Here is a 13,170-nt window from a genome sequence, read left to right on the forward strand (position 1 = left end):
CGCGGTCGCCTCGTCCGACGGATTCCCGTCCCCTTGCCTGTAGGGAAACGTTTTCACGCCGCACTCGGGATGGGTGAGGCATGGACCTACAGATCGACGGGAACGCGGCCCTCGTCACGGCGTCGTCCAGCGGACTCGGCAAGGCATCGGCGAAGGCGTTGGCCCGCGAGGGCGTCGACGTCGTCATCAACGGCCGCGACGAGGAGCGGCTGGCGGCCGCGAAAGAGGAGGTCGAGGCGGTCGCGACCGGCGAGGTCGTCGCGCAGTCCGCCGACCTGACCGACGCCGACGAGGTCGCGGCGCTCGTGGAGACGACCGTCGACGAGTTCGGCACGATCGACCACCTGGTGACGAGCGCGGGCGGCCCGCCCTCGGGCGCATTCCTCGACACCGACGACGAGGACTGGCAGCACGCCTACGACCTGCTCGTGATGAGCGTCGTCCGGCTGGCGCGGGAGTCGTACCCGCACCTCAAGGAGGGCGACGGCGGCACGATCGTCAACATCACCTCCCGGAGCGTGAAGGAGGCAATCGACAGCCTCGTGCTGTCGAACGCCGTCCGGATGAGCGTCATCGGGTTGGAGAAGACGCTCTCGAAGGAGTTCGCGCCGGAGGTGCGCGCGAACGCCGTCCTGCCCGGCCCCCACGAGACGAGCCGCATCCGCGACCTCGTCGAGGCCGCCGTCGAGCGCGGCGACTACGACTCCTACGAGGAGGGGCTCGACGACTGGGCCGGGAACCCGCTGGAACGCATCGGCGACCCGATGGAGCTCGGCAACACCGTCGCGTTCCTCTCGTCGCCGAAGTCCGGCTACGTCAACGGCACCGCGCTCCCGATCGACGGCGGCTCGACCGGAGCGAACTTATGAACCCGGTCCCGTTCGACGAGGCGGAGACGTACGAGCCCGAGGAGGGCTGGCGGCGCGTGGCGATGGCGGGCAGCGACCGGTTCTCCTTCGAGTGGTTCGAGAAGCCGCCGGGCCACAGCTCGCCGATGCACGACCACGAGAACGAGCAGGTGTGCCTCTGTCTGGAGGGCGAGCTCACGGTCGCGACCGAGGACGACTCGGTCACGCTCCAGAAGAACGACTCCGTCCTGCTGGAGTCCAACGAGGCCCACCGGGTCGAGAACACCGGAGACGAGCGCGCCGTCGGCCTCGACGTGTTCGCGCCCGGTCGCTCGTTCGACTTCTGGACGGACCGCGAGGAGTGAGATGAACGGAGCGACCCCCCGATGAAGTACCTCGCACGCACGGCGACCGGCGACCCCCTGCTCGGCGGCGACGAGGGGTACGTCCCTCTCGGCGCCGTCGAACCGGATCTGGAGAGCGTCCGCGACGCGCTCCCCCGGGCGGCCGCGGGGACGCTCGGCGACGTCGCCGACGCGACCGCCGACCCCGTCCCGGCGGCGGACGTGACGTTCGGCGCCCCCCTGGCGTCGTTCGGGAAGCTGTGGGGGATCGGGCTGAACTACGAGGAGCACGCCGGCGACCTCGACGAGGAGCGCCCGACGGAGCCGGCGAGCTTCATGAAGCCGTCGTCGGTCCTGACGGGGCCCGGCGGTCCGATCCGACTGCCGCCGGAGTCGCAGAGCGAGCGGGTGACCGCCGAGGCGGAGCTGGCCGTCGTCATGGGCCGAACGTGCCGGAACGTCGACGAGGGCGACGTCGACGACGTGATCGCGGGGTTCCTGCCCGTGATCGACATGACCGCCGAGGACGTCCTCCAGCGGAACCCGCGCTTCCTCACGCGGGCGAAGAGCTACGACACGTTCCTCGTGCCCGGCGCCGCGCTCGCGGTGCCGGAGGAGCCGCTCGACCTGGAGCCGCTCTCGGTGCGGACCGAGGTCAACGGCGAGGTGCGGGCGGAAAACGAGATCCGGAACATGCTGTTCCCGCCCGCGGAGATCGTCTCGTTCCACTCCGACGTGATGACGTTAGAGCCGGGCGACCTGTTCAGCACGGGGACGCCCGGCGCGGCGCCCATCGACCCCGGCGACGAGGTGCGGGCGGTCGTCGAGTCGATCGGCGCGGTCGACGCGCCGGTGACGCGGTAGGCGGTCGGCGCGGTAGGCGGTCGGCGTGGTAGGCGGTCGGCGTGTCGACCGGGGGGCGGCGTCCGCCGACCGCGCCGCCGGCAGCCATCTTTATTACCCGCTGTTCGGTTAGGTGTCGATATGTACCGCGTACTGCTCCCCGTCGGCGGGGACGTCGAGCACGTACTGGCCGCGGCTGACGCCGTCGCGTCGCTGCCGAACGCCGCCGACGAGGTCGAGGCGGTGATACTCAACGTCTACGAGGGGTTCGAGGTCAGCGGCGAGGGCGGCCGCGTCGACTCCGAGGACGTGTGGAACGAGGAGAACTACCCGGAGGCCGTCGGGACCGTCGAGGACCGGCTGGCGGAGGCCGGCGTCGAGACGGCCAGGCGGCGCGAGCACGGCGACCCCGCCGAGACGATCATCGAGGTCGCCGCGGAGCTCGACGTCGACAACATCACGATGAGCGGGCGGCGCCGGAGCCCGACCGGCAAGATGCTGTTCGGGAGCACGACCCAGTCGGTGCTGCTCGCGGCCGACCGTCCGGTGACGGTGATCCTCGACGAGTAAGTCGGCGGCCGCGACGTGTTCGACAGGGTTCACGGCGTGGAGTATTCTCTCCGTTTAAACTGAAACAAACAGGTACATTGTTAATGATCGACCGAATGTACACGGTTGAGCATGGCAGATAACTCAGTCAATCGGCGCAAGTTCCTGTACGGCACGGGCGCGGTAGGTATCACCGGACTCGCGGGTTGTGCCGGCGGCGACGGCGGAGACGGCTCCGACGGATCCGACGGCGGCGACGGCGAGGACGGCGGCGACGGAATGGACGGCGACGACGGCGAGGACGGCTCCGACGGCGGGAGCCAAGACCTCTCGCTGCGCGTCGGGACGTCGGCCGGCGGGACGCAGGACGTCGGACTCGCCGTCGAGCGCGCGGTGAGCCAGGAGAGCGACACCCTCGAGTATTCGACGATCGAGAGCCCGGGCTACATCGGGACGATCCGGCGGATGGCGAACAACCAGTTCAACGCCGGCATCACCGACAACAACTCGCTGTCGAAGGCGCTCGACGACAGGGGGGCGTTCGAGGAGCAGGGCGTCGAGCGCATCCCGCAGTACGGCTTCTACGCGTTCCCGTACAGCATCTACGTCATCGCCCGCGACGGCACGGGGATCGAGACGTTCGACGACCTCGCCGGCGCGAACGTCTACCCCGCCGAGCCGGGATACTCGACGCGCGCGACGACGCTCGACGTCTGGTCGCAGGAGCCGACGGCGGACGTCTACGAGGAGATGAACATCCAGAACATGGGCGTGGGCGACGCGCCCGGCGCGATGGAGGAGGGCAACATCGACGCCAGCATCGCGTACGGGACGCCCGGCGTGCGGTACACCGGATTCGTCCAGGAGATCGCCTCCCGCATCGACGTCCACTACGTGGAGCCGACGGACGCGCTCCGCGAGTCCGCCGAGTCGTACGCGGGCGCCGGGACCGGCACCACGAGCTACGACGACTGGTCCATCGCGGGCACGGACATCGGCACCGACGAGGTGTTCCACTGGAACCTCGAGGTCAACTACACGTTCAACCCCGAGGCGAACCCGGACGCCGTCTACGAGCTGTGCCGGGTCGTCGACGAGCACAACGACGTCGTCAACGAGGGCGAAGAGCAGTTCAACGACTTCGAGTCCACCGCGGACATGCTCAGCTCGGCCCGGTCGAACATCCCGGTCCACCGCGGCGCCGTGCAGTACTACCGGGACAACGACGCGTGGGACGACAACCTGACCGAAGGCGACAGCGCCTGATCGGCCGGTAGCCCGGCTTTTCCTCCCCGCTCTTCGGGGCGTACCGATCAGTAATTTAAAATCATCGAATGCGTAATCGACAATCCAGACACTAACTATGACACGACCGACCACACCCGGGCGGACGAACATCCTCGCTAACGGACGCTGGCGCCAATGAGCACAGAAACCGCTTCAACGGAGCCCGAATCCGGACTCCTGCGGGGGCTCGACGTCACGGTCACGGCGGCGGCGCTGCTGTTCTGGGCCGGGGTGCTCTACTGGGCCCAGACCCAAGCCATCTCGCAGGTGCGGTTCGCCACCGCGTTCGTCGGTGGCATCCTGACGGTGTACGCGCTCAACGAGACGCGGCTCGCCATCAGCGACGGCGACTGGATCGACGGCGCCGTGCTGATCCCCGCGTCGCTGGCGCTGATGACCGCGTCGGCGTTCTTCGCGGTCAACTTCCAAGACGTCTACCTCCAGCGGCAGGGGTACGCGCTCGAACACGAGTACATGCTCGCGCGGCTCGTCATCCTCTCGCTGATGTACCTCACCTGGCGCGAGTTCGGCAACGTGTTCCTCGGGCTCGTCATCGGCGTGTTCGCGTACGCGATGTACGGGAACCTCGTCCCGGGCGTGCTGGGACACGCGGGGATGAACCAGGCGACGCTGCTGCAGGCGACGGTCACGGACCTGTACGGCTTCTACGGGAGCCTCACGCAGATCACGGCCTCGTGGATCGCGCCGTTCCTGCTGTACGCCGGGCTGCTGTTCGCGTACGGGGCGTTCGACCTCATCCTGCGGGTCGCCATCGTGGCCGCGAAGTACATCGAGTCCGGGATCGCCCAGACCGCCGTGCTCTCCTCGGCGGTCATCGGTTCGATCAACGGCTCGTACACCGCCAACGCGGCGATGACGGGCTCGTTCACCATCCCGACGATGCAGGAGGCCGGGATGAAGGGCCACCGCGCGGCGGGCATCGAAGCGGTCGCGTCCACCTCCGGGCAGGTGCTCCCGCCCGTGATGGGGGCGTCCGCGTTCGTGATGGCGTCGTACCTCGGCGTCCCGTACCTCAGTATCGTCGTCGCCGGCCTCGTGCCGGCCGCCATCCTTGTCGTCTCCATCTCCATCGCGGTCCACTACCTCGCCATCTCCGACGCCAGCAGCCAGGAGATGGAGTTCTCCGAGTTCTTCGACGAGGAGCTCTCGACGGAGAAGAAGGTGTTCGAGGCGCTCCGCTTCGGCGTCCCGTTCGCGATACTCATCTACCTGCTCGGGATCGCCCAGTACACGGTGATGACGTCCGCGCTGTACACGGTCGTCGCGATGATGCTCACGGGGGTACTCATGCCGCCGCTCCAGCGGGTCGTCGACAGCTCGGGCACCGGTCCGGGCGAGGAGTTCGTCACGCAGGTGAAAAACACCGTTCACGGGATCCGGCGGGGTGCGATCATCCTCGCGCCGATCGCGATCATCCTCGTCGTCATCAGCGGCGTCGTGAACCTGTTCGGCACGACCGGCATCCCGGCGAAGATCGCGCTGCTGCTCATCAACATCTCGGGCGGCGTCCTGCTGTTCGCGGTCCTGCTCGGGATGGCCGTCGCCATCCTGATGGGCGTCGGCATGCCGACGGTCGCGGCGTACGTCATCGTGGCCATCCTCATCGTGCCGACGTTCGTCTCCGACTTCAACGTCGCTCCCATCACGGCCCACTACACGATGTTCTACGCCGCCATCCTCGCGGGGATCACGCCGCCGGTGGCGACCGCGGCAGTGATCGCGGCGGGGATCGCGGAGGCGAACTTCTGGCGGACCTGCGGGGCCGCGATCCGGATCGCCGCGCCGCTGTTCGTCCTCCCGGTCGCGTTCGTCTACAACCCCGACATGATCTCGATGGATCCGGGACTCAACACGCTGTACGTCGGGCTGCTCGTGCTGCTCGGCGCGGTGGCGATCATCTACGGGCTGAACTACCCGTTCAAGATGCGCCCCGGGAGGAAGATCGGCACGCGGGCCCTGCTCGCGACGCTCGGCGTCCTCATCATGGCGTACCCGAGCAACACCGCGAAGATCGCCGGGATCGCCGTCTTCGCCGCCGTCTTCGTCGCGGAGAAGGTGATGATCCGCGGCCTCAAGCTGCCGTTCGGCAGGGGGGCGAGCCAATGAGCGACGACGGCTCCCCCGAGGCGGTCGCCGAGCAGTCCGCACAGCAGGCCGGCGGGCTCGGTGAGATCATTCCGGAGCCGCTGATGCCGGTGTGGAATCAGGTCGAGAAGGTGCAGGCGTTCCGCCGGACCCACGGCGAGAAGTACGTCGGCGCCCTCGAACTGCTCACCGCGCTCGCGCTCGCCGGCGGTTACGTCTGGTGGCTGCTCATCTTCCTCGAACTGCTGTGAGCGGGCGCACGACGTAGCGCCCCGCCGACCGCTTTTTCTGTCCTACTCGAACCACTCAGCGGCGCGCTCGACGTCTTGGGGGATGTGGTACTCCCGCTCGCAGACGTCGTCGAGGTACGAGCGCAGCTCCGGCGCGAACTCGGGATGCGCGCAGCGGTCGACGATCAGCTCCGCGCGCTCGACCGGCGAGAGCCCGCGCACGTCGGCGACGCCCTGCTCGGTGACGAAGACGTCGACGTCGTGTTCCGTGTGGTCGACGTGGAAGGTCTGCGGGACGACCCGCGAGACCGCGCCGTCGTTCAGCGCGGAGGGGAGCGCACACACCGTGATCAGCGAGTTCCGGTTGAAGTCGGCCGAGCCGCCGACGCCGTTTATCATGCGTTCGCCGCGGACGTGCGTGGAGTTAACGTTGCCGTAGAGGTCGAACTCGATGGCGCTGTTCACGCCGATCACGCCGAACTGGTCGATGAGCCCCGGGTGGTTGGAGACGTCGGCCGGCCGGAGCACCACGTCCTCGGCGTAGCGCTCGACGTCCTCGAAGAGCCGCGCCTGCCCCTCGTCGGTGAGCGCGAGCGACGTGGCGCTCGCGGCCGCCAGCCCGCCTTCGTCGAGCATGTCGAAGAGCCCGTCCTGGATGAGCTCGCCGAAGTAGACGACCTCGCGGTCGCCGAAGTCGAGCGCCTGGAGCTCGCCCATCAGGGCGTTGCCGAGCGATCCGACGCCGAACTGGAGGTGGACCGCGTCGTCGAAGACGGGGGAGCGATCCAGCTCCTCGCGGAGGAACGAACCGAGGTTGGCGGCGATCGCGAGGTCGTCGTCCGTCGGGTCCCGGAAGGTGTACGTCGAGTCGGGAATCTCCGTCTCGACGACGCCCGCAAGCTTCTCGGGGTCGAAGCCGACGTGTGCGGTGCCGATTCGCTCGCCGGGGTCGGAGAGGGGGATCGGTCCGCGGTCCGGCGGCGCGTCGGGGCGGTAGACGTCGTGGAGCGCCTGCAGTTCGAGCGGCTGGTGGCGGTTCAGCTCGACGTACAGCTCGTCGGCGGCCTCGACGAAGGCGGGCACCTGCCCGAGCGACGTGGAGGGGACGAACCAGTCCTCGCCGACCGCGACCGCCTCGACGACGGCGACGTCGGGGTCGACGAGCCCGCCGTACTGGACCTCGTCGCCGATCGAGGAGGCGTTACGGTCGCTGAAAGCGATCTCGCGGGCGTCGGTCTTCTCGCGGGCGACCCGCGACGACTGGTAGGAGAACCGGCGCTCGACCTGCCCGGAGCCGACGAGGTCGACGTCGATCTCGTCGCCGACCTTCCCGCTGGCGACCAGCGTGAGCGACAGGTCGCGGGGCGACGACGCCAGCGCGAGCGGGATCGCCTTCGGGTAGCCGACGCTGCCGAAGCCGCTCGTGAGCACCGTCGCGTCGGCGTCGACCGCGGCGGCCGCCGCCTCGGCGTCGACGATCGGCACGTCGCCGTGGAGCCGGCGCTCGACCGGCCGCCGGTCGGGACCGCGGCTCATCGGTCCCCTCGGTCCGGACGGGTGGAGCGCTCGCGAGTGGCGTGGCGCTCGCGAGGAGCGGTGCGACCGTCGACGGCGGCCCGGGCGGGGCCGCCGCGAGTCGGGATGGGCGTGTGTGGTGTCATGGGTCCGACGCGGGGCGTGCGGTGGGGAGCCCGGGCTCCGGCGCCGCCCCGTGAGTGGCGGTCGCAACGTCGGCCGGCCGGGACTTAAACGGTCACCTTCGCCGCGAGCCGCTCCGCGATGTGCTCGCCGAACGGCAGCGAGGAGGTCAGTCCGGGGGAGACGGCGTTGAGGACGTGGACGGCGTCCTCGCGCTCGACGAACAGCGGCTCTTTCACCAACTCGCCGTCGGCGCTCACGAGCTGCGCGCGGATCCCGGCGTAGCTCTTCCGGAGGTCCTCGGCGCGCACGTCGGGGACGAGCTTCTGGGAGGCCGCCGCGAACTTCTCCTTCCGGTACGACTTGTTCAGCTCCGCCCACGCGACCGAGAGCATCAGCGGCGAGGCGAGCAGCCGCCGGAAGCCGCCGTAGGTGAGCGTCTCCAGCAGTTCGCGGGGGTCGACGTCGGTGTTGTCGTACGCCTCGCGGCCGAACGCGAGGACCGCGTTCGGGCCGACGATCACCTTCCCGTCCGTGCGGCGGGTGTAGTGGACGCCGAGGAAAGGGAGCTCGGGGTTCGGCGTCGGGTAGATCATCGTCTCGCAGAGCTCGGCGCGCTCGGGCCGCACCTCGTAGTACTCGCCGCGGAACGGGACCACTTGGTACTCCTCGCCGACGCCGACCTGGTGGGCCAGCGTGTCGGCGTGGAGCCCGGCGGCGTTGACGAGGGAGGAGACCTCGAAACGGCCGTTGCTCGTGTCGAGCCGGTACCCCTCGGCCGCCTCCTCGATCCGCGAGACCTCGTAGCCCGTATAAATGGTAACCCCGAGGTCACGGGCCTCGCGGGCGAGCGCGTAGACGTACTGCTCGGAGTCGACGGAGGCGGCCTCCGGGGCGTGGAACGCGGCCTGGCCCTCCGCGTGCGGCTCGTGCTCGCGGATCGCCTCGCGGGAGTCGAGCAGCTCGTAGGCGACGCCGTTGGCCTCGGCCCGCTCGGCGAGGTCGTCGAGCCGCGCCTCCTCCTCGTCGTCCGTCGCGACGACGAGGACGCCCAGCTCCTCGCAGGGGACGTCGTGCTCCTCGCAGTACGCCTTCATCCGGGCGGTGCCCTCGGTGGCGAACCGCGCCTTCTTCGAGCCCGGCGGGTAGTTGAACCCGGGATGGAGCACGCCGGAGTTCCGACCGCTCTGGTGGGCGGCGAGGTGGTGTTCCTTCTCTAGGACGGCGACGTCGAGGTCGGTTCGCTCGGCGAGGTGTTTGGCGACCGACAGGCCGACGCAGCCGCCGCCGACGATGGCGACGTCGTGGCGCATCATTGCGTGTCCGACGGATCCGGGAGCGGTGGCATATAGGTGCCGTTCGGCGCGGGCCGGCGGGGGGTCGCGGCGCCGTCTCCGAGCGGTCCCGCCGCCGCCCCTCGGGGCCACGGTAACGCCTATATCGCTGCCCGACTGTGGTACTAACGAATGACCGATACGAGCGGCGGGCGCCGGAACAAGGTGGCGCGCCTCGTCGACGAGTACGACTTAGACGGCGTCGGCGACGAGCTGGAAGCGCGGTGGACGGCGACCGGCGACGACCACACGAGCCTGCGCGACCTCGCGTACGAGTTCAACCGCGCGCTCGTCGAGTCGCGGCTCGACGAGACCGGGGTGCGCCTGTCGGCGCGGGAGCTGGACGCGGTGGTGCGCTCGCTGACGAGCGACGACGTCGCCGCCGCCGACCGGACGCAGCTCCGCCGGCGGCTCGAACGCGAGGGGGTCGACGTCGACGCCCTCGACTGCGACGTGGTCACGTACCAAGCCGTCCGGAGCTACCTCCAAGACCACCGCGGCGCGGAGTACGAGCCCGACGACGGCGACCGCGCGACGACCGCGGCCCGGGCCATCGGGAAGCTCCGCGGCCGGCTGGTCTCGGTCGCGGAGTCGAAGCTCCGGGGACTCCGGAAGACCCCGGCGCTCACGCTCGGGGAGTTCCGGGTGCTGGTGGACGTGAGCGTGCTCTGTACGGACTGCGGCTCGCGGTACGGCGTCGCCGACCTGCTCTCGTCGGGGGGCTGTGACTGCGAGGCGACGGAACCGGAGGAGTAGGCCGACGGGGAAGACGGACGCGTAGCCCGACGGCGGCGCTACAGGTCGTACTGGTCGCGGACCGGCCCGTCGAGGCCGCGGTCTTCGAGGACGGCGAGCGGCGCCAGCATGTCAAGCTGGACGACGCCCGGGAGCCGCCCGACCTGGACGCCCCCGGTGAACGTGCAGCGCCCGCGGACCTCGCCCTCGCTCATGTCCAGGAGCTTCGTCGCGCGGTCGAAGGCGTTCTGCGTGGCGTCGTTGACGGTGGCGCCGGAGCCGACGACCTGAATCGGCGCCATCTCCGTCTCCGTCTCGACGCCGTGCTCGGCGCCGAGCTCGCGGCCGGCCTCGCGCTCGGCGTCGGTGTACGGCGCGCTGATGAACGGGAGGTCCTCCTCGTTCGGGAGCAGCACGGGGCCGTCGAGTTCGAGCCCCTCGATCACCTCCACGTCCATGGTGACGGTGCCGCTCACGTCGGTGGTGTGGAGGGAGAGCTCGCCGTCCCCCTGGTTCGCGTGGAGGTCGCCGACGTAGATCCCGGCGCCGTCGACGTCGACGGGGCAGATCAGCGTGGCGCCCGGCCGGACCTCCGGGATGTCCATGTGGCCGTCGGTGCGCTTCTCGAGGTCCGCCTCGGTCTCGACGCCGTAGTCGTGGTCGGCGCCGATGAGGCTCTGCCCGAAGTCGCCCGCGTTGTGCGAGTCGGGCATCGTCACCGACGGCGTCGTCCCGATGTTGCCGATAAACGGCCGGAGGCGACCGAGCGTGCCGGGCATGCCGTCCGGCTCGTACAGCAGGATCGGGTGTTGCCGGGAGTTCTCGGGGATGTCCATCACCTCGTCGGCGTCGAGCGCGAGCTCGTGGGCCCCCTCCTCGTCGAGCGTGACGCCGACCGCGTTCTCGTGGTCGAACGCGACGGTGTAGCCGTACTCGAAGCCGAACGACGAGGCGTTGGCGCCGCACTCGGCGCAGCGGATCGCGTCTTCGCCGGTCCCCTCGACGTAGGAGTCGGGCCACGTCGTCCCGCACTCCGGACAGCGGTGGTCGACGAACGGGTCGTCGCGGAACGCCGCCTCGCGTTCGGCCATCGACCCCGTGCTCGTCGCCAGGCTCGTCACCTCCACGTCGCGGATGCGGATCGCGACGGCGTCGCCCACCTCGGCGCCCTCGACGCGGATCGGTCGCGTCACCTCGTGACCGCCCCGGAACGAGGGGGTGACCATCGGCCCCCAACAGCCCGGCGGCGTGTACGTCGTCACCGTGCCGCCGTCGGCGACGGTGCCGGCCCACTCTTGATCGGGACCCACCAGCCCGAGCGTGTACTGGTCGACGTACAGCTCCTCTTCGATCTCTTGCTGTGACATAACACACCATAGTACGGTGCACACCGAAATAATGCTACTGCTCGCGGAACCGCGGCGGCGGTCGCGCAGAGAGAGGATGTTTCAAAACAAATAGTAAATGAGATACCAGTCATTTCGAGGTACAAAACGTCGACGAGCCGGGAACTGAACGCAGATCTGGGACTTATCGTCCGCTAAACGCCGTTTAAATGGATTTCAGAGGACTATTCTCGGTGAGTTCGACGGTGACCGGCGTGAGTCGGAGACACGAGCGTACGCGGGCAAAAACCCGCAGAAACGGCGTTCTCGCCGGACCGGCGACGACGACTGAAATTTCGATGTCGAACAACAGTCCGATTCGAAGAATACTCGCGTTTCTTATAAATGTCGGCTTCGGGGCCGGGGTCGGCGTGGTGACCCGACTACGCCGCGCGGTCGGCGGCGCCGTCGACCAGCTCCTCGGCGACGGTCGCGGCGTCCATCAGGGCCGGGTCGATCGCGAGGTCGGCGACGCCCGCGACGAACTCCGGCAGGGACCGCTCGGCGTACGTCACGGCGAGGACGCCCGGGTGCAGCTCCTTAGCGATCGGGATCCCGGTCGCCTCCTCGACGTCGGTGAGGACGAAGTAGGCGGCGTCGGCGATGCCGGCGTCGGTGAGCGCGTCGGCGGTGACGAGCCCGTCGATCCGGCGGATTTCGACGCCGAGCGCGGCCAGCTCCTCGCCGAGGCCGTGCTCGTCGGGGCCGGCGACGACGGCGAGCGCGCCGCCGTCAGGGCCCGTCTCGCCGGCGCGGTCGCCCTCGGCGCGACCGCCGTCGGGGCGAGCGGATTCGCCCGCCATCACTCGTACTCGATCGTCGCGGGCGGCTTGTGAGTCACGTCGTAGACGACGCGGGCGACGCTCTCGTTCTCGCCGGTGATCCGGCTCTGGATCCGCTGGAGCGTGCTCCAGTCGAGCTCCTGCGCGCGGGCGGTCATCCCGTCGCGGCTCTCGACCGAGCGCACGGCGACGACCCAGCCGTGGACGCGGTTGTCGCCTTTCACCCCGGTCGCCTTTCCGAGGACCGCGGCGAACGCCTGCCACGGGTCGTACTCCTCCAGCTCCTCCTCGACGACGTGCGTCGCCTCGCGGGCGACCGCGGCCTTCTCCGGGGTCACCTCGCCGACGATGCGGACGGCGAGCCCGGGGCCGGGGAACGGCATGCGCTCGGAGATGATCTCCTCCAAGCCGAGTTCGCGGGCGACCTCGCGGACCTCGTCTTTGTACAGGTCGCGGACCGGTTCGACTATGCCCTCGAAGTCGACGACCTCGGGGAGCCCGCCGACGTTGTGGTGCGACTTGATGTTCCCCTCGGACTCGATGCGGTCGGGGTAGATCGTCCCCTGCACGAGGTAGTCGGCGTCGGCGTCGCGGGCGACGCTCTCGAACTCGTCGATGAACCCCTCGCCGATGACGTGGCGCTTCTCCTCGGGGTCGGTGACGCCCGCCAGCCGCTCGAAGAAGCGGTCCTGCGCCTCGATCACCCGCAGCGACTCCATGAACGAGAACGTGTCGCGGATCTCCGCCGTCTCGCCCTTCCGCATCAGCCCCGTGTCGACGTAGACGGGGGTGAGCTGGTCGCCGACCGCCTCGTACGCGAGCGTCGCCGCGACCGAGGAGTCGACCCCGCCGGAGAGGGCGATCACGGCGTTCGCGTCGCCGATCGCTTCCCGGATCTCGGTTATCGCCTCGTCGATGAATGCCTCCGTCTCGACCATCTATAGCCTCACGTCCGCGTTCCGCTCGGTTGTGTCCGTCGATCCCAGCGCCGCCTCCACGAGGGCGACGAACGGCGGGCTCGCGCGGTCCGGCCGCGACCGGAACTCGGGGTGCGCCTGCGTCCCGAAGAAGAACGGGTGGTCCGGGCGC

13 protein-coding genes are annotated in these 13,170 nt (G+C 69.5%); 8 read left to right on the top strand and 5 right to left on the bottom strand.

The features are described 5' to 3' along the window. Positions 1-80: 80 nt before the first annotated feature. From DJ81_RS02660 to DJ81_RS02690, 7 genes are all read left to right on the top strand, one after another. Positions 81-869, top strand: a complete 789-nt coding sequence (locus DJ81_RS02660; RefSeq protein ID WP_094523797.1) for an SDR family oxidoreductase — start codon at positions 81-83, stop codon at positions 867-869. Further along, positions 866-1,213, top strand: a complete 348-nt coding sequence (locus DJ81_RS02665; RefSeq protein WP_094558104.1) for a cupin domain-containing protein — start codon at positions 866-868, stop codon at positions 1,211-1,213. The genes DJ81_RS02660 and DJ81_RS02665 overlap by 4 nt, the downstream gene beginning before the upstream one ends. A 21-nt stretch (positions 1,214-1,234) precedes the next feature. After that, the gene (locus DJ81_RS02670; protein ID WP_094588316.1) at positions 1,235-2,056 is read left to right on the top strand and encodes a fumarylacetoacetate hydrolase family protein; all 822 of its coding nucleotides are present in this window, start codon (positions 1,235-1,237) and stop codon (positions 2,054-2,056) included. Positions 2,057-2,176: 120 nt separating this feature from the next. Continuing rightward, positions 2,177-2,605, top strand: coding sequence for a universal stress protein (locus DJ81_RS02675; RefSeq protein WP_094588318.1), 429 nt, complete (start codon positions 2,177-2,179; stop codon positions 2,603-2,605). A gap of 111 nt (positions 2,606-2,716) precedes the next feature. Beyond that, a complete protein-coding gene (locus tag DJ81_RS02680; protein ID WP_094588320.1) occupies positions 2,717-3,850 on the top strand; it encodes a TAXI family TRAP transporter solute-binding subunit in 1,134 nt (377 codons plus the stop codon). Between the two features lie 156 nt (positions 3,851-4,006). Continuing rightward, a complete protein-coding gene (locus DJ81_RS02685; protein WP_094588322.1) occupies positions 4,007-5,998 on the top strand; it encodes a TRAP transporter fused permease subunit in 1,992 nt (663 codons plus the stop codon). After that, positions 5,995-6,228 (top strand): hypothetical protein, encoded by a 234-nt coding sequence (locus tag DJ81_RS02690; RefSeq protein ID WP_094588324.1) that lies wholly within the window; start codon positions 5,995-5,997, stop codon positions 6,226-6,228. Before DJ81_RS02685 ends, DJ81_RS02690 begins: the two co-directional genes overlap by 4 nt. A gap of 42 nt (positions 6,229-6,270) precedes the next feature. Here DJ81_RS02690 and DJ81_RS02695 read toward each other — a convergent pair whose 3' ends face one another. Both DJ81_RS02695 and lhgO read right to left on the bottom strand, forming a co-directional pair. Then, complete coding sequence (locus DJ81_RS02695; RefSeq protein WP_094588327.1) at positions 6,271-7,743, bottom strand: acetyl-CoA hydrolase/transferase C-terminal domain-containing protein; 1,473 nt, start codon at positions 7,741-7,743, stop codon at positions 6,271-6,273. Between the two features lie 209 nt (positions 7,744-7,952). Next, a complete protein-coding gene (gene lhgO / locus DJ81_RS02700) occupies positions 7,953-9,161 on the bottom strand; it encodes an L-2-hydroxyglutarate oxidase (RefSeq protein WP_094523789.1) in 1,209 nt (402 codons plus the stop codon). Positions 9,162-9,311: 150 nt separating this feature from the next. Between lhgO and rdfA the strand changes: the two genes are divergently transcribed. Further along, a complete protein-coding gene (rdfA, locus tag DJ81_RS02705) occupies positions 9,312-9,935 on the top strand; it encodes a rod-determining factor RdfA (protein WP_094557469.1) in 624 nt (207 codons plus the stop codon). Between the two features lie 38 nt (positions 9,936-9,973). Here the strand turns inward: rdfA and DJ81_RS02710 are convergent, their stop codons facing one another. The 3 genes from DJ81_RS02710 to guaA all read right to left on the bottom strand — a co-directional run bounded on the left by DJ81_RS02710 (position 9,974) and on the right by guaA (position 13,019). Next, positions 9,974-11,281: an acetamidase/formamidase family protein gene (locus DJ81_RS02710; RefSeq protein WP_094588328.1), complete on the bottom strand. Its 1,308-nt coding sequence runs from the start codon at positions 11,279-11,281 to the stop codon at positions 9,974-9,976. A 401-nt stretch (positions 11,282-11,682) separates the two neighbouring features. After that, a complete protein-coding gene (locus DJ81_RS02715) occupies positions 11,683-12,102 on the bottom strand; it encodes a CTP synthetase (RefSeq protein WP_241881368.1) in 420 nt (139 codons plus the stop codon). Continuing rightward, complete coding sequence (guaA, locus tag DJ81_RS02720; RefSeq protein WP_094523786.1) at positions 12,102-13,019, bottom strand: glutamine-hydrolyzing GMP synthase; 918 nt, start codon at positions 13,017-13,019, stop codon at positions 12,102-12,104. Before guaA ends, DJ81_RS02715 begins: the two co-directional genes overlap by 1 nt. Positions 13,020-13,170 lie beyond the last annotated feature (151 nt).

The organism is Halorubrum sp. Hd13 (genome assembly GCF_002252755.1).
GTDB lineage: Archaea > Halobacteriota > Halobacteria > Halobacteriales > Haloferacaceae > Halorubrum.